The organism is Stutzerimonas chloritidismutans, from assembly GCF_038562055.1.
GTDB classification, from domain to species: Bacteria; Pseudomonadota; Gammaproteobacteria; order Pseudomonadales; family Pseudomonadaceae; genus Stutzerimonas; species Stutzerimonas chloritidismutans_A.
The window spans coordinates 518,696-540,514 of sequence record NZ_JBCFXD010000002.1; the positions used below are offsets into that span (position 1 = coordinate 518,696).

Here is a 21,819-nt window from a genome sequence, read left to right on the forward strand (position 1 = left end):
GCTAGCATCCAGTCCCCCAATTTACGAGCCAGAGCCGTGCACTCCGCCCCTTCAGCCGCCGCCTTGCTGGATAACACGCACCGCGTCGAAACGCCGGAAGGTATCGATTTGTTGCTCCATCCAGCCGGACTGATCCCTCGCGCCTTGGCATTTGCACTGGATCTGCTGATACGGGGCGCCCTACTGGCGGCTTTGGGTTTTGCGTTCGCGTTGCTGGGTAAGTTCGGCATAGGTGTTGGGGCGTTGCTGCTGTTTCTGGTGCAATGGTGGTACATGGTGCTGTTCGAAGTGTTGAACCAAGGCCGCACCCCAGGCAAGCAATGGCTGGGGCTGCGCGTCATTCATGATGACGGCACGCCGGTCGGTTGGGCTTCGTCCCTGACACGCAATCTGTTGCGTTCCGTCGATATGCTGCCGTTCGGCTATTTCCTCGGGGCGCTCTGCTGTCTCTGGCACCCATCGTTCAAGCGCTTGGGCGACCTCGCCGCAGGCACCTTGGTGGTGTACCGCGAGCACAACGTCAGCGCACCGGACCTGCCAGAAGCTGAAGCAGTAACGCCCCCGCTACCTCTGACATTGGCTGAGCAGCATGCGCTGATCGCATTTGCTGAGCGCCATTCGACGCTCACGGCGCAAAGACGCCTCGAACTGGCCTCGATCCTGGCCGAACCGCTGCGGATTGAACCTACACAGGCTGAAGCCCGGATCCACGGCATCGCCCGTAGCCTGGTGGGTTCGGAATGAAGCAAAGCCAATTCGAAAGCCGGCACCAGGCGGAATGGCAAGCGTTCGAAGAAATGCTCGCAATGCTGGAGCGCGGCAAAGCCTGCACGTCAGAGGCACTCGCTGACTTTCCGGTCGCCTATCGACGGATTTGCCAGCATCTGGCTTTGGCACAGTCGCGCGGTTACAGCAGGCGCTTCGTCGAGCGTCTGCAGTTGCTGGCTCAGCGCGGGCACCATCAGATGTATCGACACCGTAGCCCGTTGGGCGGCCGCCTGCTCGGCTTCTTTCTTGGCGGTTTTGCCAGACTCGTTCGCACAGAGTGGCGCTATCTGGCAGCCGCGAGTCTGATTTTCTACCTTAGTCTGCTGGGCATGGCTGCACTGGTGCTGGCTTTTCCGGAGCTGGTCTACAGCCTTATCAACCCTGAACAGGTCGCGGAGATGGAAGCCATGTACGACCCTGACGCCAGTCGTCTCGGTCGCTTCGGCGAGCGTGGTTCCGCTGACGATTGGGTCATGTTCGGTTACTACGTGATGCATAACACCGGCATCGCCTTCCAGACCTTTGCGGGAGGCCTGCTCTTCGGCGTTGGCAGCCTGTTCTATCTGTTGTTCAACGGCTTGATCATCGGCGCCATTGCCGGCCACCTGACCGGCATCGGCTACGATCAACCGTTCTGGTCATTCGTCATTGGCCATGGCGCGTTTGAGTTGACGGCCATCACATTGGCGGGCGCAGCCGGATTGAAACTGGGTGCAGCCCTTGTCGCACCTGGCCGTCGAACACGCGGCGAGGCATTGCGCCTGGCAGCCACGACGGCTGTGCGGTTGATTTCCGGGGCCACGCTGTTTCTCTTGATCGCTGCCTTTATCGAGGCGTATTGGTCCTCGATGACTTATCCCCCTGCGCCCGTCAAATACGCCGTAGGCGCTCTATTGTGGCTACTGGTCGGGGTTTACTTGTCACGAAGTGGGCGGCGGTTCCATGCGCCTGAATGACGCCAGCATGGCGATCCGTCCCCGCACCGCGTGGGAGGCACTGGATCTCGGCATCCTTCTGGCACAGCGTCATGCTGCATTGCTGATGGGCAGCTGGGCGCTGGTGACGTTGCCGATCTTCGCCCTGTTGAGTCTGTTGCTCTGGCAACACCCAACGCTTTCTTTGTTGCTGTTCTGGTGGTTCAAGCCGCTCTACGAAAGGCTGCCTCTGTTCATCCTGTCGCGAGCACTGTTCGGCGACACACCGTCGCTGCGCCAGAGCAGCAGGACACTGCCACCCTTGCTGCGTCCACAGTGGTTTTCCAGCGTGACATGGCGCCGCTTCAGCGTGACTCGCAGTTTCGATCTTCCAGTGCTGCAGCTTGAGCAACTGGCCGGCTCGGCGCGTCAGCATCGCCTAGCGGTGCTCGGACAACGGGACAGCCGGGCCGCATCCTGGCTAACCCTGGTGGGCATGCATCTGGAGATGGGGCTCTGGTTTGGTGCTCTGGCGCTGGTGTATATGCTTATCCCACAGCAGATGCTGGCGGACTGGGACTGGCAAGACCTGCTCGGCATGAGCGGCGATTGGTTGTGGGTCGAACATTTGTCCAACTTGCTCTATGCCTTGGTACTGGTGGTCTGGGAGCCAATTTATGTCGCCAGCGGTTTCAGTCTTTACCTCAATCGCCGCACTACGCTTGAGGCCTGGGATATCGAACTGACGTTTCGCCGCCTGCAGGCACGCATGAAGTCGTTGCTACCGGTGCTACTGGTGGGGCTTGGCCTGTGGTTGTTGCCGCCCCACAACGTGGCTCTTGCCGCGACGGGTGCAGAGGGAACGATGCAAGCGAGCGAGGGCTCCGGCCCAAACAGTAATCGCCTGCTCAAACAGCCCTTGACCAGCAAAGAAGCCAGTGACCGGATCGGTGAATTGCTTGACCAGCCGCCCTTCCGAAACCGCGAGACCGTGACCCGCTGGCGCTTCACGGAAGAGTCCAGTGGCGAGCCGGGTTGGCTGGCACGTCTGCTGGAGCGACTGCTGCGCAGCGACCTGCTGACCCAGCGCCCCGACACACTCGCAAGCATGATCGAAGTGTTCCTCTGGGCCGCCCTGTTCGGCCTGACCGGTTGGCTGCCGTGGCGCAACCGTGAGTGGCTCAAGCTATATGTGACACCTGGCCAGTTGCGGATCAGAAAGCGCCAAACGATGCCTGCCGTACTGTTCGGGTTTGACCTGCAACCCGAAAGCATTCCAGCGGACGTTGTCGCCGAGGTACAGCGGCTCTGGCACCAGCACCCACGCGAAGCGCTTGGCCTGCTCTACCGGGCCTTTCTCAGCCGCCTGCTGCACGAACAGCAACTGCCATTGAAGAGTTCGCATACCGAGGGAGAAATACTCGAATTACTGCGCCTGCAAGCTCGGCTGGAGCTCCTTGAATACGGCGAAGCCTTAACATTGCATTGGCTGAACCTAGCGTACGGACATCAGCTTCCACCCGATAAAGCCCGCGACGAGCTCTGCGAATGCTGGCGTGCACTGTTCGGCCGTAAGGGACAGGCATGAGCAAATCACGTTGGTTTTTTCTGCTTGCAGCGGGCGGGTTGTTGCTTGGGCTTTTGCTGCTTTTTGCCCTTAGCAAGGCAACGCCCTATGAGGAAACCCTTGAGCATGGTCCCGCACCGGAAGTACGCAGCAATCCGTACCTGGCCGCAGAGCGTTTCCTGATCGACCAGGGGCGCGCCGTCGATCATGCACAAGGCCTCGGTGGCCTCGCCAAGTCCAAAAGCAATCAACAGGTGCTGTTGCTGCTGGGCGAGCGCAGCAACATGACGCCCGGCCAGACCGAACGCCTGTTGCGCTGGGTCGATCAAGGTGGCCACCTGGTGTTTGTCGCTGAGCGTATATGGGACGAAAATAGCGGAAGCAGCGGCGACCTGCTGCTCGATGCGCTGAACCTTCAGCAGCACGAGGCAGGCGAGAACCTTGATGACAGCCATACCGCTGATGCCGCCGCGAACGCCGAGAAACGCCCTGCATTGACTCGCCTCTATCTGGAGAACGAGGATGCCCCTGCCTATCTCGCCTTTGATACCAACTATCACCTCTACGACGCCGGTGGCAGTGCGCACGCATGGGCCAACAGCGCCAGTGCGACGCACATGCTGCAATTGCGGCGAGGAAACGGCCTGATCACGGCGCTCACCGACAGCTGGATCTGGCGAAACGATGCCATTGCCCAATACGACCATGCCTGGCTGCTGTGGTACCTCACCCAGGACCGTGACGTAACGCTGATCTATCGCACCGAACATGATGATTTGCTGCAGCGGTTGCTGCGTTATTTCCCCGAAGCACTGGCGGCGCTACTGCTGATACTGCTTGCCACACTCTGGCATGTGGCACAGCGACAAGGCCCATTGATGGAGCCGACCGAACGGAATCGCCGGCAGCTGCGGGAGCATCTGCGCGGCAGCGCCGATTTCCTATATCGCAGGGCGGGACAACGCCAGTTACTTATCAATCTGCAAAACGATATCCGGCGACAGACGCAGCGCCGCCACCCTGGTTTCGAAACCCTCGGACACGTTGAACAGTGTCAGGTACTGGAAGCGATCAGCCGAACCTCCTCAGGGGCTGTCTCGCAGGCCATGCAGCCGCCTTCTAACAAACCCGTCAGCGCCACCGAATTCACCCGCCAGGTTGCCCACCTGCAAAGCCTCAGGAACAGCTTATGAGTGACACTCCTACGGATCCGAACAGCGTCAATCCAGACGTGCCGCCGAACAACCAGCGCAAACGTGCCAGTCAGCTCGCTCAGGCGCTTCGCCAAGAGCTGCACAAGGCCGTGATCGGCCAACATGACGTCGTCGACGGGTTGCTCACAGCGCTGATCGCCGGTGGTCACGTTCTGGTCGAAGGCGTGCCGGGGCTAGGCAAGACGCTATTGGTGCGGGCATTGGCGCGCTGCTTTGGAGGTGACTTCGCGCGTATTCAGTTCACACCGGACCTGATGCCCAGCGACATAACCGGCCATGCGATCTACGACATGGCCAGCGAGCAGTTCAAATTGCGCAAGGGCCCGGTGTTCACCAACCTGTTGTTGGCTGACGAGATCAATCGTGCGCCCGCCAAGACCCAGGCGGCGTTGCTGGAAGTCATGCAGGAGCGTCAGGTCACCCTTGAGGGCCGCGCACTCGCTGCACCGCAGCCGTTCCTGGTCATGGCCACGCAGAACCCCATTGAGCAGGAAGGCACCTACCCGTTGCCAGAAGCCGAGCTCGACCGCTTCATGCTGATGCTGCGCATGGATTACCCGCAGGCGGATGAGGAGTTGACGCTGGTTCGCCAGGTTACTCGCTCGGCGCGCACTGACATGCTTGACGTCAGTGGCTTGCGTGTCCTGCTGCAGGCAAAAGATGTCCAGGCGCTGCAGAAAATCGCCAGCGACTTGCCGCTGGATGACCAGGTGCTCGACTATGCCGTTCGGCTGGCCCGAGCCACTCGCAGCTGGCCCGGCCTGGCGCTGGGCGCGGGGCCACGAGCGTCGATTGCGCTGGTGCGCTGCGCACGTGCACGCGCCTTGTTGCGCGGCGGCGATTTTGTCGTCCCTAACGACGTAAAAGGCTGCGCGCTGGCTGTGTTGCGGCATCGGGTCAGGCTCTCGCCCGAACTCGACATCGAAGGCACTTCGGTGGACCAGCTGCTCCAACAGCTGCTGGAGCAGCTCGCGGCACCGCGCCTGTGACGCTCATTGGCATGCGAGCGCCTCGATGAATCCGTCACGTAGATTGCTCTACGCCCTGGCCGCTCTGCTTTGCCTTGGGCTTTTGCTGGGTACCGCGGCGGCGCTCGACAGCACCGTGCCCTCGGCTATCCGTACGGCCTGGTGGGGTCTGTTGCTGTGCCTGGGACTGGTCGCAACGCTTGACGCCCTGCATTTGTGCCGCTTGCCTTCGCCAGAGGTGCGGCGCGTATTGGCCGGTAATCTCGCCCTTGGCCGCTGGCATGACGTTCAGCTAGAGATTCGACACCCACTGGCGCGCGCCATGCGTGCCGAAATTTTCGACCATGTGCCTGTGGGGGTGGAGATGCAGGCGCTGCCACAGCAGTTGCTGCTGCCTGCGCGGCAGTTTTGTCAGCTCAGCTACCGTCTTCAGCCGACGCGTCGCGGACACTTCCATTTTGAGCATTGCGAGATTCGCTTGTTCAGCCCACTGGGGTTATGGCGAGAGCGGCGCCTAGTGCCGCTGAAATCGCAGACGCGGGTCTATCCCGATTTTACCCAGCTGCACGGCGCGCCGTTGATGGCGGTGGACCGCTGGCTGAGCCGCCTGGGTGTGCGCCAGCAGCCCAGGCGGGGGCTTGGTATGGACTTTCACCAGTTACGCGGCTTCCAGGATGGCGATACCCTGCGGCAGATCGACTGGAAGGCCACGGCGCGCAATCGCACGCCCATCGTCCGGGAGTATCAGGATGATAGAGACCAGCAGATTCTGCTGATGCTCGATTGCGGAAGACGGATGCGCAGCCAGGACGGCCCGCTTATGCATTTTGATCATGCGCTCAATGCCAGCCTGCTGCTGGGCTATGTCGCGCTGCGCCAGGGCGACGCTTTGGGACTCTATACCTTTGCAACCAAGCAACGGCGCTTCTTCGCTCCCGCCAAGGGCCAGACGCAACTCAATACGTTGCTCAACGGTGTTTATGACTTGGTCAATACGCAGCGACCAGCGGATTTCACCCTTGCCATCAACGATGTCCTGGCCCTGCAGAAACGCCGCGCACTGGTGATCATCATCAGCAACCTGCGCGATGAAGACGACGAACAGCTGCTCGGAGCCGTCCAGCGACTATCCCGCCGACACCGTGTATTAGTCGTGAGCCTGCGCGAGCCGGTTCTGGACAGGTTACGTCAACAGCCCGTCAAAACCTTTCAGCAAGCCCTCGATTATTGCGGAACACTCGACTACCTCAACGCCCGCGGCAAGCTTCATGAACAGCTTGTTACCCATGGGATTCCAGTGCTCGATGCCCGTCCGCACGAGCTCGGACCAGTGTTGATCAGCCGCTATCTGGCCTGGAAGAAAGGCGGAGTGCTGTAACCGGTTTTCTCAAGTTGCGGCCGAGAGCGCTTAAGCGCTGCACGCTTGGCCAGGGTGCGTAGGTTCAGCTGCCTTTGCAGCAATCCTGGTCGGCGGACTTGTTCCCGGCGGATTCAATACGGGGTAGACGCGCTGGAGGGATATGCTGCATGGGACGAAAACTGAAGTAGTGATGCAGCGCATCGATCATTTCACGAATCTCTCGCGGCGGTGAGGCAAACACGAAGCCAGAGTCGAAGCTGCCGGGCGTGACGTCCTCATGCGACCAGCGGCAGACGGCACTGAAATCGATATAGCGCAGCTGGCTATGCTGCCCGGGGATTTTCAGGCGCATATCGAAACGTACGTCGGTCATCATCGGATAGGGGCTGATCAACATCAGCCCTGTCTCGGACAGGTTGCCAATGAAACCCAACGGCTTGTCCGTGAAACGGTTGAATACGTTGAGGTAATACGGCAACTGGTGCCGTTGAATACTGCGCTGATTAAGCATGTCCATCGGATGCGGGCCTGCCGCCAAGTATTATCGCTGCTGCCGTGTCCGGCCTTCAGCGGCAGATCTGACTGATACGACTGGCCAACTGCCGCCACGCCGCCCCTATTTCTTCATCACTGTAGTAGACCCGCCCACCCTTTGCATCGGCACTGAAGTAGCGGCCGCCCTGAGACAGCCGAGATAAGCGTTCGCGCAGCTGCTGGCACTCTTGCTCACGCTGCCCCTGCCTGGCACTCGCAGCCACCCTGGTAGCCTCCTGTTCCTCCCGACGAGCCTCGAAGAAGCGCTCCGTGCGCGCCTGGCGCTCCCGGGTCGCATCGTCTCTGTCGAGCACCTGCGGTCGGACCTCGACCCGCTCTGCGCCAGGCTGCGGCTTCGCACTGAAGTGCACGCTGCCTCCCGGATCGACCCAGCGGTAGATGCCGGCCATCGCCAGCGGAGTCAACAAAACGCTGACGATCAGTAATGCGATACGCATGGGATCCTTCCCTGCCGGTCGCAATGACCGGGCTTTCATTTCAGGGTTTGACGGCGTGGGTCACCACCCGTTCCTCCGGCTGATAGTGCCCCAACTGACGCAGTGTCTCCAGCCTGGCGCGACTGCGAAAAGCGTATTCGCTGGCCGGATAGCGCGATTGAATGAACTGGTAGGTCTGTGCCGCATCGACAAACAGGCCCTGACGTTCCAGGCACTGCCCACGCAATAGAGACATTTCCGGCTGAAGATTATCCCGTGGCCGGCTGCGGCGCTCAGCCTGGGACAGTTCGAGCATGACCTGAGCGCAATCACCCAGCTCGTATTGCTTGTAGGCCATATCAAGATGGCGATCGAGAGCATTTCTGCTACTGCAGCCTACGCTGAGGGTGGCCAGAACAATGATGAACAGTGTGCGCATAGGTGGTTCCTCCGATGCTGGCGTATCGACCGTCAGCAAAAAAACTACAGCCCGTTCGGCTGCCGAACGTCGCTTGAACACCCGCGAGGCCACTGCCGAAAGAGTAGTGCAGCCCAACAATGACTACAGCCGCCCAGCATAGTAGCCTCGCCGCCATTCTGAAAAAGGAGCATTGAATGATCTCGCGCCGTACCAAAATCGTCGCCACTCTGGGTCCTGCCAGCAGTTCGCCGGAGGTGCTGGAAAAAATGATCGTTGCCGGGCTCGACGTGGCCCGCTTGAATTTTTCCCACGGCACGCCGGATGAGCACCGCGCACGCGCGCAGCTGGTACGGGACATTGCCGCGAAGCATGGTCGCTTCGTCGCGCTGCTCGGTGACTTGCAGGGACCGAAGATCCGTATCGCCAAGTTCGCCAACAAGCGCATCGAGCTTGCCGAAGGCGACAGCTTTCGCTTCTCCGTTACCCACCCCCGTGATGCCGGCACCCAGGAAGTGGTCGGTATCGATTACCCGGATCTGGTGAAAGACTGTAGCGTCGGTGACGAACTGCTGCTCGACGATGGTCGCGTGGTCATGCGCGTGGACGCCACCACGGCCGACGAACTGCACTGCACCGTGCTGATTGGCGGGCCGCTGTCGGACAACAAAGGCATCAACCGTCGTGGCGGTGGCCTGACCGCACCAGCACTGACTGCCAAGGACAAGGCCGACATCAAGCTGGCCGCCGACATGAACCTGGACTATCTCGCCGTTTCTTTCCCACGTGACGCGGCTGACATGGAACTGGCTCGGCGCTTGCGTGACGAAGCCGGCTCGAGCGCCTGGCTGATCGCCAAGATCGAGCGTGCCGAAGCTGTCGCCGATGACGAAGCGCTGGATGGCCTGATCCGCGCCAGTGACGGCGTGATGGTCGCGCGAGGCGACCTGGGCGTGGAAATCGGCGATGCCGAGCTGGTAGGCATCCAGAAAAAGATCATTCTGCATGCGCGCCGCAACAACAAGGTGGTAATCACCGCGACCCAGATGATGGAGTCGATGATTCAGAATCCGATGCCGACTCGTGCCGAAGTGTCCGATGTAGCCAACGCCGTACTCGACTACACCGACGCCGTTATGCTCTCGGCGGAAAGCGCCGCGGGCGAGTACCCGGTCGAAGCCATCAAGGCCATGGCGCGCGTTTGTGTCGGCGCCGAGAAGCATCCGACCAGTATCAAGTCGGGGCATCGTCTTGGTCAGCGCTTCGAGCGCAGCGACGAAAGCACCGCCCTGGCCGCGATGTACACGGCGAACCACTTCCCCGGCGTCAAGGCGATCATCAGCCTGACCGAAAGCGGCTACACCCCGCTGATCATGTCGCGGATCCGCTCGTCAGTACCGATCTTCGCCTTTTCGCCCCATCGCGACACTCAGGCGCGTGTCGCCATGTTCCGCGGCGTGCAAACCATCCCCTTCGACCCGGCTGCCCTGCCCGCCGACAAGGTCAGCCAGTCGGCAGTGGACGAGCTGCTCAAGCGCAATATCGTCAATGTTGGCGACTGGGTGATCCTGACCAAGGGCGACACCTATCACGGCACCGGTGGCACCAACACCATGAAGATCCTGCGTGTGGGCGATTCCCTGACCTGATTGGCGCGGCGCGCCAGCTGCCGCTCAGAGCGGCCTGGCGCGCCGTTCCCAATTAAAGCGCTATGCCTGCTTCGGTTCGTTATGCCCCGAACTGACGGGTAAGAAAGGCATCACTCAATACCTGCCCTCGCGGCAGTCCCGCCAGAAACATGCGCTTGGCGCAGTCTTCGACAAAACCGCTTCCACCGCAGATCAGTGCGATCTCCTGACGCGACGTGGCGCGCAGCGACTGCAGACGACTGCCCGTATGCCCCCAATCGACGTATTCGATGCTCAGGTTGCTATTCGCCTCGGCAAGCGCTTCGAGTGGCCCTTGCAGATAGGAGGCTCCGCGGCAGAAATGCAGCAAACGCATCGGTCCCTGGTGTTCCTGATGCAGTGCTTCTCGCATCAGGCTCCAGAGCGGAGCAAGTCCCGACCCGGCAGCCAACAACAGTAAAGGCCTCATTTGCCATTCGGGCTCATAGCGCAGCGCGCCGGTATGCGGTTGCCCTAACAGCAAAGTGTCACCGACGGTCAGCGTACGCGCCGCGTCGCAGAACGCACCGCTGTGCCGACAGTCCAGGTGAAACTCAAGCCAGCGGTCTTCCCCGGGTACGCTTGCCAACGAATAGGGCCGGGCGACTCCATGATTGCTCCACAACAGCAGGTGCTGGCCCGCGTGGTAGCGCAGCGGTTGTTCGGTGGGCAGCAGGCGCAATCGCAGAACCTGGTCGTCCAGCCAGTCGTGCCCCACCACCCGCGCCGGCAGACCTTCGCGCGCTGGATTGAAAATCGCAACATCAAGGTTTTCCGCCACACTGCATTGGCAAGCGAGCCGCCAGCCCTCCAGGCGCAGGGCAGAGTCCAGTGCCTGCGGGCGGGCATCCTGCGGTTCACCCTGCAGGCAGCGCACCAGGCAGGCATGGCAACTGCCTGATCGGCAGCTGAAGGGTACGTTCAGACCGGCATCATTGAGCGCATCGAGCAGATTACTGCCCTTCGCCACATGCCAGGACCGCTCCCCATGGGTGATCTCAGGCATTCACCGCTGCCCAGCTGGTCTCGCACCGATTTCGACCATTTCCCTTGGCTCGGTACAGCGCGTCATCGGCGCGCTGCAAGGATTCATCCAGATCATCGCCTTCACGAAGCAGAGTCAAGCCGACCGAAAGGCTCAAATGACCAGCCTGCTTAGCCCCTTCCGGCAGCGGGGCATTGGCGAAAGCTTCGCGCAATCGCTCGCAACAGGCGCTGAATTGCTCGGCATCGGTGTTCGGCAACAATAGAACGAACTCTTCACCGCCGTAGCGAGCCAATATGTCACCGTCTCGCAGACAGGATCGAGCCACGGACGCGAAGGTTTGCAACACCCGATCACCCACCGCATGTCCATGCTGATCGTTCACCCGCTTGAAATAATCGAGATCGATCAGAGCCAGGCCTGACTGATGCCCTGCCCGCAGTCGACTCAGCTCGGCTTCCGCCTTGCGCAGGAAGTGTCGGCGGTTGTAGAGCCCCGTCAGCTCATCGGTCGAGGCTAGGTCTTCTAACTGCCGCATCATGCCGCGCAGTGTTTCCTGGTGCGCCTGCAGGGCAAAGCGGCGCTGACGCATGCGTTGGCGCAACCTGTAGACATAGCTGACGAACAAGCACATCCAGACCAGGGTCACCAGCAGCACGCCAGTCTGCAGCAGTGCCGTCTGCGGGTCGTTCAGGTGACCCATTTGCGCATCGAAATACACCATACCGACGAAACTTAAGAGCGCCAGCACGGCATAACGAAGGAAGATTTTCGGCGGAAGAAAAACGGCAAACATCAGCACCAGCACGTACAGCACCAGGAGCGATCCACGGTTATCGCCGAGATTGAACAAAAAGAAGGTCAGCCAGGCTAGGGCAACCAGCACTTGTGGTTCGGTAAGACTGGGGTCGCGAAAGCGCAGGTTGTGGCCGCGGTAGAAGACCCAGAAAAACGTTAGCTGGCTCGCCGCAATCATCACCGACCCCGCGACAGCGGTCTCGACCGGCGCCTGGTAGAAACCGGCAGCCACAGTAATCCAAGTCAGCAGCAACGCCAGACCGTAGGTGGCGGCCGCCATGCCAAAGCGCTTGGTCACCAATAACTGCAGCGCTTGCTGTTCGCTTTCGTCACGACTAGCGCGCATGGAATCCATCCCATAGTGGCAATTCGTCACACTTTACGCCGCCCCTCGTAAAAAACCTATACGCAGCTGTATCGACAGTATGAGAAAACATCACCAGCAACCGCTGCAATCGGACGATCAACTTCAACAAGACCTTTGCTATTGCGCTCGCGCCGATGTGGAGCCGACGTATCGGCCCGTCGCGCAGCGCCGTGTTGCTGCCGGCGTCATGCCAGTTTCCGCTGTGCATCCCTTCACCTTTGGTCCGTCTGTGTTCCGTGCTCTACGGCAGGTTATACTGCCGCGCATTTTTTTACTGCGCGTGTCGGTCGCTTTCTCGATACGCACTGTTTCCGCCCCGCCAAGAGGACGCGCTGCATGACCGTGATCAAGCAAGACGACCTGATACAAAGCGTTGCTGACGCTTTGCAGTTCATCTCCTACTACCACCCCGTCGACTTCATCCAGGCAATGCACGAGGCCTACCTGCGCGAAGAATCGCCAGCAGCCCGCGATTCCATGGCGCAGATCCTGATCAACTCGCGGATGTGTGCGACCGGCCACCGGCCGATCTGCCAGGACACCGGCATCGTTACTGTATTCGTGCGCGTGGGCATGGACGTACGTTGGGACGGCGCAAACATGAGCCTGGACGACATGATCAACGAGGGTGTTCGCCGTGCGTACAACCTGCCGGAGAACGTCCTGCGTGCTTCGATCCTGGCCGACCCGGCAGGTTCCCGCAAGAACACCAAAGACAACACGCCAGCGGTGATTCACTACTCCATCGTTCCCGGCGACAAGGTGGAAGTGGACGTCGCAGCCAAGGGCGGCGGCTCCGAGAACAAGTCGAAGATGGCCATGCTCAACCCGTCCGACTCCATTGTCGACTGGGTGCTGAAGACCGTCCCGACCATGGGCGCTGGCTGGTGTCCGCCGGGCATGCTCGGCATTGGCATCGGCGGCACCGCCGAGAAAGCGGCGGTGATGGCCAAGGAAGTTCTGATGGAATCCATCGACATCCATGAACTGAAAGCCCGTGGCCCGCAGAACCGCATCGAAGAGCTGCGTCTGGAGCTGTTCGAGAAGGTCAACCAGCTGGGTATCGGGGCCCAGGGCCTCGGCGGCCTGACCACCGTGCTCGACGTGAAGATCATAGACTACCCGACCCACGCCGCCTCGCTGCCGGTGTGCATGATCCCCAACTGCGCCGCCACCCGCCACGCCCACTTCGTGCTCGACGGTTCCGGCCCGGCTGAATTGACCCCGCCGCCGCTGGATGCCTACCCGGAAATTGTCTGGGAAGCCGGCCCAAGCGCTCGCCGCGTCAACCTCGACACCATTACCCCGGAAGAAGTGCAGAGCTGGAAGCCGGGCGAAACCGTCCTGCTCAACGGCAAGATGCTCACCGGCCGTGACGCCGCGCACAAGCGCATGGTCGACATGCTGAACAAAGGCGAAGAGTTGCCGGTGGACCTCAAGGGCCGCTTCATCTACTACGTCGGCCCGGTCGATCCGGTTGGTGACGAAGTGGTTGGCCCGGCTGGCCCGACCACCGCGACGCGCATGGACAAGTTCACCCGCCAGATTCTTGAGAGCACAGGCCTGCTGGGCATGATCGGCAAGTCCGAGCGTGGCCCCATTGCCATCGACGCGATCAAGGACAACAAGGCTGTCTACTTGATGGCGGTCGGCGGTGCGGCCTATCTGGTCGCTCAGGCAATCAAGAAGTCCAAGGTACTGGCCTTCGCCGAGCTGGGTATGGAAGCTATCTACGAGTTCGAAGTGAAGGACATGCCGGTCACCGTTGCGGTCGACACCAACGGCGAATCAGTGCACATCACTGGCCCGGCAATCTGGCAACAGAAGATCGCCGACAGCCTCGCGGTCGAAGTGCAGTAAGCGACACGCCAACAAAAAAAGCCCGGCTGATTGCCGGGCTTTTTTTGTTCTTTCAACGCGCGGCTACCTATTGAAGCGCTCAACCAAGGCGCGCAATCCACGTGCGGCGCCTTCCAGCTCGCGCCCACGTTGCATGGCCAGGTCCGCCTTGCCGGCATTCGTGTCGGTGGTTACTGCGATATTGGTAACCTGCTGTGCGATGTCTTCCGCCACATGCGCCTGCTCTTCAGCGGCGGCAGCCATTTGCTCGCTCATGCCGGTGATCCGGCTTACCGCTTCACGAATGCCTTGCAGCGCCCGCTGAGCCTCGATGACCTGAGCCAGTCCTTGCGCCGCTTCCTTGTCACCAACCTGGGCGATCGCGACCGCCTCGCCAGCCTTGTTGGTCAATGACTGGATGATTCCCTGGATCTGCTGTGTCGAATCTCGAGTCTTGATGGCCAACGCGCGCACCTCATCAGCAACCACTGCGAACCCCCTGCCCTGGTCTCCGGCACGCGCGGCCTCGATCGCAGCATTAAGGGCCAGCAGATTGGTTTGTTCAGCAATGGTCTGAATCATTCCGGCGGCCGACATGATTTGCTGGGTTTCGCCCGCTAGCTCGGTCACCGCATTGCCGATATTGGTCACGGTGCTGGCAAGCGACTCCATGGCCTTGCGCGAACTTGCCGCGACCCTGTCACCCTCGTTCGCCAGGCCGTTAGCAGCGCTGGCCTCAGCAGCAGTTTGTTGCACATGGCTGGCGACTTCAGTGATTGATGCCGTCATCTGCGTGACAGCCGTGGCCGTCATGTCGGTCTCACCGCGTTGCTGGCGCAGGTCGTTCTCGGTCTGGCTAGCGAGCATAGACGTTTCCGCCGAGGCGCTTTCGACCTGTACAGCAAGATCCGACACACGCGTCAGCGCGGTGCGCAAACGTGCGTCTTCACTGATCAAGGCCATTTCCAAACGCGCCGCATTGCCCGCGTGATGGGTATAAGTGAGTGCAACGACCGGGTCGGTAAAAGCTTCTGGAACACGCACCAAAATCCGCTCCAGCTGCCTTTCGGCCGAGACATGACAGCACAGGCCCAGCGCGAAGAACAAGCCAAGCACCACGGCCACTTCAACCGCAGGCGGCAGCCAGAACATGCCCGCCGTCGCCAGCGCGGCTGCACTCATAGGCAGTGCCAATACACGTGCCCAGCCAGAGGCCCGTCGACCGAACGAAACGGCAGACTGCCCTGCACGCAGGCGCGCGTATAGCTCAGCGGCCTTTGCAACCTGCTCGGGAGTCGGTCTGACCCTTACCGACTCAAAGCCGGTCAGCTTGCCGTTGTCGAAAATCGGTGTGACATAGGCGCTGACCCAGTAAAAGTCGCCGTTCTTACAGCGATTCTTCACCACACCCATCCAGCTTTTACCATCCTTCAGGTAGCCCCACATCGCCTGGAATACTTCCGGCGGCATGTCTGGATGTCGGACCAGATTATGATCACTGCCGATCAACTCAGCCCTGGCATAACCGCTGACCGCAACGAATTCGTCGTTGCAATAAACAATCTTGCCCTGGGTATCGGTGGCAGAGATCAAACGCTGATGCGCTGGGAAGCTCCGCTCGGTGTTGCTCACAAGTCCGTTGTTTCGCATTTTGATCTCCGCATGACTGATCGATTCTAAATAGACTCATTGGTCATGACGAATCAATTTGCTACAGACATCGGGCTTGAAACTGAGAACTTGAATCAGCGCTGTGCTTATTTAACGGATAAGCGACAAATGGAACACAGTGGATGGCCGGCGCAGCTCTATAGAGCGGTTTGACGCAACTGCACGAACAAGGCTTCAACCTTGGACCTGGCCCAGGGCGTCTTACGCAGAAACGTCAGGCTCGACTTGATACTGGGGTCGCTCTTGAAGCAGCGGATATCGACTCGCTCCGCCAGCCCTTCCCAGCCATAGTGAGCTTGCAGCTCGACGAGTATCGATTCCAGCGTCACGCCGTGGAGCGGGTCTCGGGGTTGGGTCATGGTGGCCTCAGACCTTGAGCAGGCAGCGCCTGCGGAGTGAAACAAAAAGGCCCGCCGGAGCGGGCCTTCGAACGGAGCGGCATTTTACAGGCTGATGCGGGTACCGAGCAGCTCGAGAAATGCAGCCAGCCAGGCGGGATGTGCCGGCCACGCTGGGGCAGTCACGAGATTGCCCTCGGTGTGCGCCTTGTCCACGCCAATGTCGACGAACTCACCACCGGCCAGGCGAACCTCCGGCGCACAGGCGGGGTAAGCGCTACACGCACGCCCTTGCAGCACGTCTGCAGCGGCCAGCAGCTGCGCGCCGTGGCAGACCGCAGCAATCGGCTTTTTCGCTTCACCAAACGCCTTGACCAGACCTATCACCTGCTCATTGAGCCGCAGGTATTCAGGCGAACGGCCTCCCGGCACCACCAGAGCATCGTAATCCTCGGCCCGCACCGCGGCGAAATCGAAGTTCAGCGCAAAATTATGGCCTGGCTTCTCGCTATAGGTCTGATCGCCCTCGAAGTCATGGATCGCCGTGCGGACGGTGTCGCCAGCCTTCTTGTCCGGGCAGACCGCATGCACGGTATGGCCAACCATCTGCAAGGCCTGAAACGGCACCATGGTTTCGTAGTCTTCGACGTAGTCACCGACCAGCATCAGAATTTTCTTCGCAGCCATCGAAACGCTCTCCCTTTAAATTGGACACTTTATAAACGGCCCGGCCAGTGCCATCAGCCGCTTCGGTTGAAGATGTTAATCACGAGCCGGTCAAGCAGCCCCCACAAGCGCTGGTAAACGCGCTGGCTCAGCGGACGAGCATGCCACTGCTCAAGATCAATTTCGAAACTGTGCGAAAAATCAGTTTCAAAGCTGCTGGCCACCGACTCACTGAATTGCCGGTCGACCGCTTCGAGATTCGCTTCCAGGTTCCAGCGCAAATTCCAGTGGTCGAAATTACATGAGCCAACGCTGACCCAATCATCGACCAACGCCATCTTCAGGTGCAGAAAGTGTGGCTGATATTCGTGAATGCGCACGCCGGCTCGCAGCAGCCTTGGATAATAGCGCTGCCCGGCATAACGGACCGAGGGGTGATCAGTGTTGCGGCTGGTCAGCAAAAGCCTTACATCAACGCCGCGTCTCGCCGCGCGCATCAGCTCCCGACGAACGCGGCCAGTGGGCAGAAAATAAGGGGTCGCCAACCAGATTCTGCGTTCGGCGCGCTGCAGATTGCGCAGCAGGCTATGGAGAATGTCGCGATGTTGGCGTGCCGCCGAGTAAGCCACTCGGCCCATGCCATCATCGAATGTCGGGTTGGCTGGGACCCTTGGAAGTCGTTGCGGTAGCGGCAGCTGCCAGATTCTATTTTTCAGGCACAACGCCCATTGCACATCGAACAGACGCTGCCAGTCGGCAACGAGCGGGCCGCTGATTTCAACCATTGCTTCGTGCCAATGCTCATACGCATTAGAGGGGTTCCAGAACTCATCGGTAGCCCCGGTCCCACCTACAAAACAGCAGCTGCCATCAACAACGATCAGCTTGCGGTGATCGCGGTGCAGGTTGCGAAACTTCAACCGAAGTCTCAGCGGATTGTACTGACGCAGGTCGACCCCAGCGTCGGTCAGCCGCTGCCGGGCCTTCTGTCCCAATTTGAGGCAGCCGAAGCCATCGAACAGGCAGCGAACCCGCACACCGCGATTGGCGGCCGCGATCAGAGCATCGGTCAACTGGTCTGCGCAGGCGCCATCTTCGACAAGATAGAGTTCGACATCCACCCGATGCTGGGCAGCGTTGATAGAGGCCAACATGCGCGGGAAGAACTGCGGCCCGTCGACCAATAGCTGGAACTGATTGCCCTCTCGCCAAGGGAAGACCTTTCCGGCAAGCATCATGACCGGCATCCCCGCGGCAACGCTGCGCCGGGGACCAGAGAATGGATACAGCTCAATGGCATTGAAATCCTTGTCGGGTAATTTCACAGGGGCGCTTCGATCACCTGCGTTGCTGGAGCCTGGGAAACAGAGCTGCGCTGTTTCGGCACGCCTGTTATAGGTCCGCAGCGCAGCGAGGAGTTCCCCGTGGTTGGCGATTAGCTAGTCACGCCTGCTTGTCGTCGGGCACCAGCCCAAACAGGTCGGCTGCCTGTGCCAACCGCTTGGCCTGTGCGCTGCGAGCCAGCTGCAACACGCCGCGGTCGCGCTGCCAGAGGTCCGACCAGTGCTGCGGACCGGCTGCCAGCGCAGCATCGAGTGCCTCAGTAAGCGCCATAAATTGCAAACTCAGCGAAGCCAGCAGCAGATGCGTTGCCGCATCCGCTGGCGGCACTCGGGAGATCTCAGCCGCGCCAGGCAAGATGCTCAGGAGTTGCAGTTGCAGCCGTTGCGGCCAGCCACATTGCAACCCGACGCCATATAGCCAGCTGGCCAGAGCCGCTAGCACATGCAGGTCCTCCAAGGTCCGAAACGGCTTGACGTAGTCGACCCAGCCGTCGCCAGCCAAGCGGTCGCAGGACGCGCTCGCCAATCGCAAGCGGCCATGCGGGATATCCGGCACCAGCGCCAAGGGTGGCCGCTCCTCGACAAGGACGCCAGGATCAGTCGTGCGAACCACGCACACGCTCAGCCGCGGGAGCTCACCTAGCGCCTCATTACGCGCCGGCACCAGCAACCAGGCAGCAGCCGAGCCCGCAATCACGAAATCCTTGCAGCCGGTCAGTCGCATACCCTCCAGCCGGGTCTGCATTTCAGCCGGTCGCAGCAGTCGACGCTCGGTCGCGCACAATGCGCCAAGACCTGCTGGAGCATCTGGCCATAGCTGCCGGAGGGCGGCCTGGTAACCAGCGAGAAACGCCAACCCCGGCGTAGCGGCCCGGCGTCCGCCCAGCACTGCTAGCTCAAAATTATCGCTCGGACCAAACGCTTGCAGCGCTGCGAACCAGCCCTCTAACGATGCAGACTGCGGCAGGTGTTCCAGCGGACCAAGCAGCTCATGCCAGGACATCATCAGGCTCCAAGAACAGCGAAAAAAATGGCGATCCGCATAGACCGGCGACCGCTGAAAACAGCACCCTGCCCTTTCCGACCTGCCAGCGGTGGTTGATCGAACACCAACCATATCAACCAAGCGCTGAGAACGCATGCAAGCTGAATGCAAGGAAGCGCTGCTAAACTTGCCGCATGAATTTTCTTGCACACCTGCATCTCGGCGGCGAACGACCCGGGCAGCTGCTTGGCAGCCTCTACGGTGACTTTGTCAAAGGCCCTTTGCGGGACCGCTGGCCAACCGACATCGAAGCAGGCATTCGCCTGCATCGACAGATCGACGTTTTTACCGACAGCCACCCTGTTGTGCTCCGGGCGAAACAGCGCTTTCCGTGCGAGCGCAGACGCTACGCAGGAATATTGGTCGACCTGTTTTTTGATCATTGCCTGGCCGCGCACTGGCACGAATACGCCAGCGAACCCCTGAACGACTTCACCGCACGGGTTTATCAGGTGTTGCGTGAGGAAGCCGAACTACCCGCCAAGTTGGCCCTGATCGCGCCGCGCATGGCGGCGCAGGACTGGCTCGGCAGCTATCGGGAATTCGCCGTGATGGAGCAGGTCGTGGCCGGCATGAGCCGCCGATTGTCTCGCCCCGAAGGCCTGGCAGGCGGCGCCATCGAACTCGAACAGCTATACACGCCGCTGCTGCAGGATTTTCGCGAGTTCTACCCGCAGCTGCATGCGTTTGCCAAAGCCCGCAATATCAGCCCCGCAGACGCGTATGGGCAATCCTGACAGAGCTTTGCTCAGCGTTCCGTTCAGCCGCGCAGTGCGGTGGCAAAGCGCTCCAACCAGGGCTCCGCATCACTTTCAGGCGTAACCGTTTCGCTGGCATCGAGACGCAGCATTTCCTGTACTTCACGCATGCCCAGCTCGGCATACAACTCACGAACCAGTTCCCCGGCACCGCAGAAGGTATCGCCATAGCTGGCATCCCCCAGCGCGATCACCCCGCCTGGCAAGCCCTGCCAGGCGGGAAACTGATCGCGGATCGCCGTATACAGCGGGACGAAACTGTCCGGTAACTCGCCCATTCCGGTGGTGGCCGTCACCACCAGCAGTGCTTGCGGTCCGAAGTCCAACACCTGCGCAAGTTGCGCGCGAGGGTCGTGCCAGGCATCGAAGCCCGCCGCGTTGAGTACCGTAACAGCATGTCGGGCAACGTCTTCAGCGGTGCCGTAGACCGTACCGGAGAGAATGGCGACTTTCATGATGCGCTCCGTTTCGAGTTAAAGCCGAGCATTATGCCGCATCCGACACATACTCCCCGCCCCAGCGGTTCTAGACTTAATAAAGCGCTGCCGCCTGGCGAAAGGGAATTAGTTCGCAAGCGCGTGGTCGCAAAGCCGTCCTGGCAGAGGTCTCTGCCACGTTCTGGAGCGACCAGGCATGACAGACAGGTTCTGCCTATGCCCTTGAGAGGGAAATCGGGATGCCGAACAAAGTGGATCTGACCAGCGCCGAACTGGCCTATATCAATGAACTCGTCAGTGGCTCATCAACAGAGGCTGGCGAAACACGGGCGGGCTTTCGCGTCGACGGCGGTGAAAAGGCCAACGGCCTGCTGTTACAACTGGCCGCGAAGGCAAAACTGACCCTCGAAGCCGAGCTTGACGAATATTGCATGTCGTTCCCTCTGCAGCTGAAGCAGGACGAGTTTCACGCGGTCCAATTACAATTGGCGCCTCCGACCATCTACGAGCGCGGACCGGTTCTGCGTGCCTGGCGCTTGCATCTGGATGAGCCGCTGCCACTGCTCTCCAACGACGGCAACGAGACCGCGCTGAGTGTCCACGAACTGTCACCCAACGGCCTGTTGGTGGACGCTGGAGCCAAACACCGGGCACCCAAACACCTGCATATGCGCCTGGCATTGCCGGGAGAGGATTCTTTTCAGATCAATGCGCACCGGATTCGTCATGCCGAAGGTGGTATGACTGCTTACGAAGTCGCGTATCCGCAGGACAAGGATGCCGAACGCATCCGCTCCTATCTGTACGAGCAACACCAGCGCCTGCATCCCGAGCTGCAGCCGGAGCTCGCCGTCGAAATGCCAGAGAACTCTTAGCCCGGCCGTTGGCTCTGCTTTCCCGTGCACGAAAAGGCCTACGAGATAGGGCCGTTGCGCTCCCTGGTGTAAGCTGGCCGGCACTGTAGCCTTGCAAAGGCAGCGCGACCATTCTTCCACCTGGTATCCCAGCATGATTCAGCCAACGGCCCCGATACTGATTACCGGTGCCAGCCAGCGCATCGGCCTGCATTGCGCCGAGCGCCTGCTTGATGAGGGCCAGCCGGTAATCGTGAGCTACCGCACCTCACGCGACAGCCTGGCTCGGCTTCGCGAGCGCGGCGCCGTCACCTTGCATGCCGATTTTTCCGCCGCCACCGGCATACTGGCTTTTATCGCTGCGCTCAAGCAGCACACCAGCGTCCTGCGCGCGATCGTACACAACGCGTCGGACTGGCTCCCCGAGACACCGGGGGAGGAAGTTGAGACCTTTCAACGCATGTTCGAGGTGCACATGCTTGCGCCTTACCTGATCAACCTTCACTGCACCGAACTGCTGCAGCATGGTGGTCCTGCTGACATCATCCATATCGGTGACGATGTCACCCGTGTCGGCAGCAAAAAGCACATCGCTTATGCGGCCAGCAAAGCCGGGCTGGACAATCTCACCTTGTCGTTCGCAGCCCGATTGGCGCCAGCAATCAAGGTCAATGGCATAGCCCCCGCGCTGATCCAGTTCAACGAGGGCGACGACGAGGCCTACCAGCTAAAGGCGCTTGCGAAGTCCGCCCTGGGCATCGAGCCCGGTGCCGAGGTGGTCTACCAGAGCCTGCGTTATCTGCTGGATAATCCCTATGTCACCGGCACCACGCTGAGCGTGAACGGTGGCCGCCACCTGATCTGATAGGCT

The 21,819-nt window shown here is 60.6% G+C and carries 22 protein-coding genes; 11 read left to right on the top strand and 11 right to left on the bottom strand.

The window, feature by feature from the left end:
• Nucleotides 1-36: 36 nt before the first annotated feature.
• Genes AAGW23_RS05875 through AAGW23_RS05900 form a run of 6 tightly spaced genes read left to right on the top strand, consistent with a single transcriptional unit; the run spans nt 37 to nt 6,809 of the window.
• Entirely contained in the window at nt 37-744 is a 708-nt protein-coding gene (locus AAGW23_RS05875; RefSeq protein ID WP_342405389.1) for an RDD family protein, read from the top strand.
• Nucleotides 741-1,724, top strand: coding sequence for a stage II sporulation protein M (locus AAGW23_RS05880; protein ID WP_342405390.1), 984 nt, complete (start codon nt 741-743; stop codon nt 1,722-1,724). The genes AAGW23_RS05875 and AAGW23_RS05880 overlap by 4 nt, the downstream gene beginning before the upstream one ends.
• Nucleotides 1,711-3,270: a DUF4129 domain-containing protein gene (locus tag AAGW23_RS05885; protein ID WP_342405391.1), complete on the top strand. Its 1,560-nt coding sequence runs from the start codon at nt 1,711-1,713 to the stop codon at nt 3,268-3,270. Before AAGW23_RS05880 ends, AAGW23_RS05885 begins: the two co-directional genes overlap by 14 nt.
• Nucleotides 3,267-4,442, top strand: a complete 1,176-nt coding sequence (locus tag AAGW23_RS05890; protein ID WP_342405392.1) for a DUF4350 domain-containing protein — start codon at nt 3,267-3,269, stop codon at nt 4,440-4,442. The genes AAGW23_RS05885 and AAGW23_RS05890 overlap by 4 nt, the downstream gene beginning before the upstream one ends.
• On the top strand, nt 4,439-5,452 hold the full coding sequence (locus AAGW23_RS05895) for a MoxR family ATPase (RefSeq protein WP_342405393.1): 1,014 nt from the start codon (nt 4,439-4,441) through the stop codon (nt 5,450-5,452). The genes AAGW23_RS05890 and AAGW23_RS05895 overlap by 4 nt, the downstream gene beginning before the upstream one ends.
• A 25-nt stretch (nt 5,453-5,477) precedes the next feature.
• On the top strand, nt 5,478-6,809 hold the full coding sequence (locus AAGW23_RS05900) for a DUF58 domain-containing protein (protein ID WP_342405394.1): 1,332 nt from the start codon (nt 5,478-5,480) through the stop codon (nt 6,807-6,809).
• A 64-nt stretch (nt 6,810-6,873) separates the two neighbouring features.
• Here AAGW23_RS05900 and AAGW23_RS05905 read toward each other — a convergent pair whose 3' ends face one another.
• Genes AAGW23_RS05905 through AAGW23_RS05915 form a run of 3 tightly spaced genes read right to left on the bottom strand, consistent with a single transcriptional unit; the run spans nt 6,874 to nt 8,201 of the window.
• A complete protein-coding gene (locus AAGW23_RS05905) occupies nt 6,874-7,308 on the bottom strand; it encodes a PilZ domain-containing protein (protein WP_342405395.1) in 435 nt (144 codons plus the stop codon).
• Between the two features lie 49 nt (nt 7,309-7,357).
• Entirely contained in the window at nt 7,358-7,783 is a 426-nt protein-coding gene (locus AAGW23_RS05910; protein WP_342405396.1) for a DUF4124 domain-containing protein, read from the bottom strand.
• 40 nt (nt 7,784-7,823) lie between these two features.
• Complete coding sequence (locus AAGW23_RS05915) at nt 7,824-8,201, bottom strand: hypothetical protein (protein WP_342405397.1); 378 nt, start codon at nt 8,199-8,201, stop codon at nt 7,824-7,826.
• A gap of 176 nt (nt 8,202-8,377) precedes the next feature.
• On the opposite strand from AAGW23_RS05915, the gene pyk reads away from it, so the two are divergent.
• Nucleotides 8,378-9,829 carry a pyruvate kinase gene (gene pyk, locus AAGW23_RS05920; RefSeq protein WP_342405398.1) on the top strand — a complete coding sequence of 484 codons (1,452 nt, stop codon included), beginning with the start codon at nt 8,378-8,380 and terminating at the stop codon, nt 9,827-9,829.
• Nucleotides 9,830-9,908: 79 nt separating this feature from the next.
• Here pyk and AAGW23_RS05925 read toward each other — a convergent pair whose 3' ends face one another.
• Both AAGW23_RS05925 and AAGW23_RS05930 read right to left on the bottom strand, forming a co-directional pair.
• Nucleotides 9,909-10,853, bottom strand: coding sequence for an iron-sulfur-binding ferredoxin reductase (locus AAGW23_RS05925; RefSeq protein WP_342405399.1), 945 nt, complete (start codon nt 10,851-10,853; stop codon nt 9,909-9,911).
• Nucleotides 10,846-11,976: a GGDEF domain-containing protein gene (locus AAGW23_RS05930; protein WP_342405400.1), complete on the bottom strand. Its 1,131-nt coding sequence runs from the start codon at nt 11,974-11,976 to the stop codon at nt 10,846-10,848. Before AAGW23_RS05930 ends, AAGW23_RS05925 begins: the two co-directional genes overlap by 8 nt.
• A 357-nt stretch (nt 11,977-12,333) precedes the next feature.
• On the opposite strand from AAGW23_RS05930, the gene AAGW23_RS05935 reads away from it, so the two are divergent.
• Nucleotides 12,334-13,857, top strand: a complete 1,524-nt coding sequence (locus AAGW23_RS05935; protein ID WP_342405401.1) for a fumarate hydratase — start codon at nt 12,334-12,336, stop codon at nt 13,855-13,857.
• 63 nt (nt 13,858-13,920) lie between these two features.
• Here AAGW23_RS05935 and AAGW23_RS05940 read toward each other — a convergent pair whose 3' ends face one another.
• The 5 genes from AAGW23_RS05940 to AAGW23_RS05960 all read right to left on the bottom strand — a co-directional run bounded on the left by AAGW23_RS05940 (nt 13,921) and on the right by AAGW23_RS05960 (nt 18,857).
• Nucleotides 13,921-15,486 (bottom strand): PAS domain-containing methyl-accepting chemotaxis protein, encoded by a 1,566-nt coding sequence (locus AAGW23_RS05940; protein ID WP_342405402.1) that lies wholly within the window; start codon nt 15,484-15,486, stop codon nt 13,921-13,923.
• A 158-nt stretch (nt 15,487-15,644) separates the two neighbouring features.
• Nucleotides 15,645-15,866, bottom strand: coding sequence for a VF530 family protein (locus AAGW23_RS05945; protein ID WP_342405403.1), 222 nt, complete (start codon nt 15,864-15,866; stop codon nt 15,645-15,647).
• A gap of 84 nt (nt 15,867-15,950) precedes the next feature.
• Entirely contained in the window at nt 15,951-16,532 is a 582-nt protein-coding gene (locus AAGW23_RS05950) for a DJ-1/PfpI family protein (RefSeq protein WP_342405404.1), read from the bottom strand.
• A 53-nt stretch (nt 16,533-16,585) separates the two neighbouring features.
• Complete coding sequence (locus AAGW23_RS05955) at nt 16,586-17,746, bottom strand: phospholipase D-like domain-containing protein (protein WP_342405511.1); 1,161 nt, start codon at nt 17,744-17,746, stop codon at nt 16,586-16,588.
• 208 nt (nt 17,747-17,954) lie between these two features.
• A complete protein-coding gene (locus tag AAGW23_RS05960; protein WP_342405405.1) occupies nt 17,955-18,857 on the bottom strand; it encodes an acyl-CoA dehydrogenase in 903 nt (300 codons plus the stop codon).
• 176 nt (nt 18,858-19,033) lie between these two features.
• Between AAGW23_RS05960 and AAGW23_RS05965 the strand changes: the two genes are divergently transcribed.
• Nucleotides 19,034-19,636, top strand: coding sequence for an ACP phosphodiesterase (locus AAGW23_RS05965; protein WP_342405406.1), 603 nt, complete (start codon nt 19,034-19,036; stop codon nt 19,634-19,636).
• Between the two features lie 23 nt (nt 19,637-19,659).
• On the opposite strand, the gene AAGW23_RS05970 is transcribed toward AAGW23_RS05965, so the two are convergent.
• Nucleotides 19,660-20,112, bottom strand: a complete 453-nt coding sequence (locus AAGW23_RS05970) for a flavodoxin (protein ID WP_342405407.1) — start codon at nt 20,110-20,112, stop codon at nt 19,660-19,662.
• Between the two features lie 221 nt (nt 20,113-20,333).
• On the opposite strand from AAGW23_RS05970, the gene AAGW23_RS05975 reads away from it, so the two are divergent.
• Complete coding sequence (locus AAGW23_RS05975) at nt 20,334-20,969, top strand: PilZ domain-containing protein (protein WP_342405408.1); 636 nt, start codon at nt 20,334-20,336, stop codon at nt 20,967-20,969.
• 133 nt (nt 20,970-21,102) lie between these two features.
• Nucleotides 21,103-21,813: a dihydromonapterin reductase gene (gene folM, locus AAGW23_RS05980; RefSeq protein WP_342405409.1), complete on the top strand. Its 711-nt coding sequence runs from the start codon at nt 21,103-21,105 to the stop codon at nt 21,811-21,813.
• The last annotated feature ends 6 nt before the right edge of the window (nt 21,814-21,819 follow it).